General features: G+C 69.5%; 3 protein-coding genes and 1 pseudogene. 1 reads left to right on the forward strand and 3 read right to left on the reverse strand.

All coding sequences use genetic code 11. The features are described 5' to 3' along the window. The 3 genes from JF597_RS54765 to JF597_RS54775 form a co-directional block, all read right to left on the reverse strand. Positions 1-381 (reverse strand): FAD-dependent oxidoreductase (locus tag JF597_RS54765; protein WP_294014659.1); only part of this gene is annotated, 381 nt, incomplete at its 3' end. A gap of 278 nt (positions 382-659) precedes the next feature. Further along, positions 660-836, reverse strand: coding sequence for a hypothetical protein (locus JF597_RS54770; RefSeq protein ID WP_294014661.1), 177 nt, complete (start codon positions 834-836; stop codon positions 660-662). Positions 837-985: 149 nt separating this feature from the next. Then, positions 986-1,657 (reverse strand): hypothetical protein, encoded by a 672-nt coding sequence (locus JF597_RS54775; RefSeq protein WP_294014663.1) that lies wholly within the window; start codon positions 1,655-1,657, stop codon positions 986-988. Positions 1,658-1,962: 305 nt separating this feature from the next. On the opposite strand from JF597_RS54775, the pseudogene JF597_RS54780 reads away from it, so the two are divergent. Beyond that, a pseudogene (locus JF597_RS54780) lies at positions 1,963-2,224 on the forward strand (C4-dicarboxylate ABC transporter); the annotation flags it as partial.

Consider the following 2,224-nt stretch of genomic DNA (forward strand, 5'->3'; position numbering starts at 1 on the left):
CTCGATCGTCCGTTCGCCGGCGAGCCTCCCGTAGCCGTGCACCACGTCGATCCCGGTCTTCAGCGCCCACGTCACCTGTGAGGTGTCGTCCAGGTCGTTGATCACACGGTCGCGCTGTTGAAGTACACCGGCTCGATCGAGCCGCGCCGACACTCCGGGCAGGTGGGCGGCCGCCTCGACCACCTCCACGGGACGCAGAAGGGCTTTGCTGGGCATGCACGCCCAGTACGAGCACTCGCCGCCCACGAGCTGGTCCTCGACGAGCACCGAGGAAAGGCCCGAGAACTGGCTCGCGTACTGTGCGGCGTTCTCGCCCGCAGCGGCCGCACCGAGGACGATCACATCCCAGGTCGAGCGATCCGGGTCCACGGCTGCAGTCATGAGCATCTCCGGGTGGTCCTGGCACAGGGGGAGGGGTGCGGTATTGCGGTGTCGGCGGTGGATCTTCGGGCGACAGGCGACAGGCGACAGGCGACAGGCGACAGGCGAGGGACGAGGGGCGTGGGCGAGGGCCGAAGAGCGCAGGTCGGGTGTGCTACGAGGCTGCCCGCGCGGACGCGACGAGCCGGACCCTGCGCGACGCCCGGAGGCGGCAGCCCTGTCCGGCGTTGCCCCGGGCGCGGCAAAGCCGCGGATCCAGCGCGCGGCTGGTCCCGGAATCATTCCTCGCGTTCGAACTCCGCCTGCGCCCGCTGGGCGTCCAGCTCGTCCTGGGCGCTTCGGTAGATGTCGCTGACCATCTGTTTGGCGGCCTGGCTGTCCGGGGCTCCGGAGAGGCCCTGAACGCGATCGGCCCACTCGTCCACCCCATGCGGTGTCTCCGTGTTTTTCTTCATCTCTCGTTTGTACTCCTCCGCGCGGCCGACTGCCTTTCGTACCGGTTGCGGGGACGGTCCGGAGTCCGCAGCCGCCCGATGGGTTGGCGGTCAGCCGCCGACGGCCGGGTGTGTCCTGCCGTCGGCGGAGACGCATGCCCGCTGTTCGCTCAGTGACCCGGTGCCGCCGCGTCTGCCGCCGGGGTGACGACGCGTGCCGCGCTGCGGTACGTGCAGATGCCCAGGGCCAGCAGCCAGTAGCTGAGGATGGCGCCCATCAGGGCGGTCGTGCCCCAGCCGTTCGCCGCGTAGAAGAACGAGGGGTCGTTGCCGAAGAACAGTGACGGCACGAAGGCCAGGCTGAGGCCGGCCAGGACGTAGGCCGAGCGGCCGGTCCAGCGCGGCAGCAGGTGGGTGCGGATCACGGCGTGGCCGAGCGCGGTCAGGAAGAGCGCCAGCATGAGCCGGGAGATGGAGCCGTACAGGATGTAGGTCCCGCTCACGTCGATGGTCGGGTCGATCGGATGGTCGACGGCGATGACCGCGCCCGCCTCGAGACCCATGGAGACGAGGGTGATCGTCGCGTACACGAGGCCCGTGGCGAAGGCGATCGAGCCGACCCATTCATGCGCCGGGCTGACCCGCTTGACCAGCTCCCGGAAGCCCGTCACGAAGACGATCAAGGAGGCGAGCGCGACGATTCCGATGAGGAGCCGGGACAGGACGTTGGCGTCCGGCGGCGGACCGGAGTAGAGGAAGTACAGCGGTACCTGGACGATGAGGGCGACCGCGGCGATGACGGCGGTAAGGCCGGTCAGGCGCCGGGCGGCGGTTTCGGACATGAGGATCCCCCGAGCTCTCGGTGTGGCGGATTCGGAGCCGGCGGCCGCGTGTTCGTGCTCGTTCCCGCCGACAACTGAAGCCTGCGATCACCGGAATCAGGGGTGGACCTACCACCACCCCTGCGGTGTGCCTCGCACCGTGAGTCGGTGAGCCGTAGGTCGGTGGGTCGGTGGTCCGCGTACGGACGCCGCAAGACGACGAGAGTCACACGCCCGCACCGGGCCCCCTCCACTGTGTGCCAAGCGGCCCTCACATCGGGACATCTGCTGGGGATCCGCCTCAAACCCGCCCTAGGGTTCGATTCATGATCTTCTCTGCGTTCGCTCGTCCTCCGTCGCCGACGACAACGAGGCCGACACGTCCACTGCTCGGCCCCAGTTGGTTTGCGGCCGTCATGGGCACCGGCATCGTCGCCGACGCGGCGGTCACCCTGCCGCGGGGTTGGCCATGGCTGCGGAACGCCGCGACGGTGGTCTGGCTGGCCGCCGCTGTGCTGTTGGTGCTGCTGGCTGTCGGCTATTTCCGGCAGAGGGCGGCGCGGTTGCACGCCGCTGATCCCGTGACGG

This window comes from Streptomyces sp., from assembly GCF_019510245.1.
Lineage (GTDB): Bacteria > Actinomycetota > Actinomycetes > Streptomycetales > Streptomycetaceae > Streptomyces.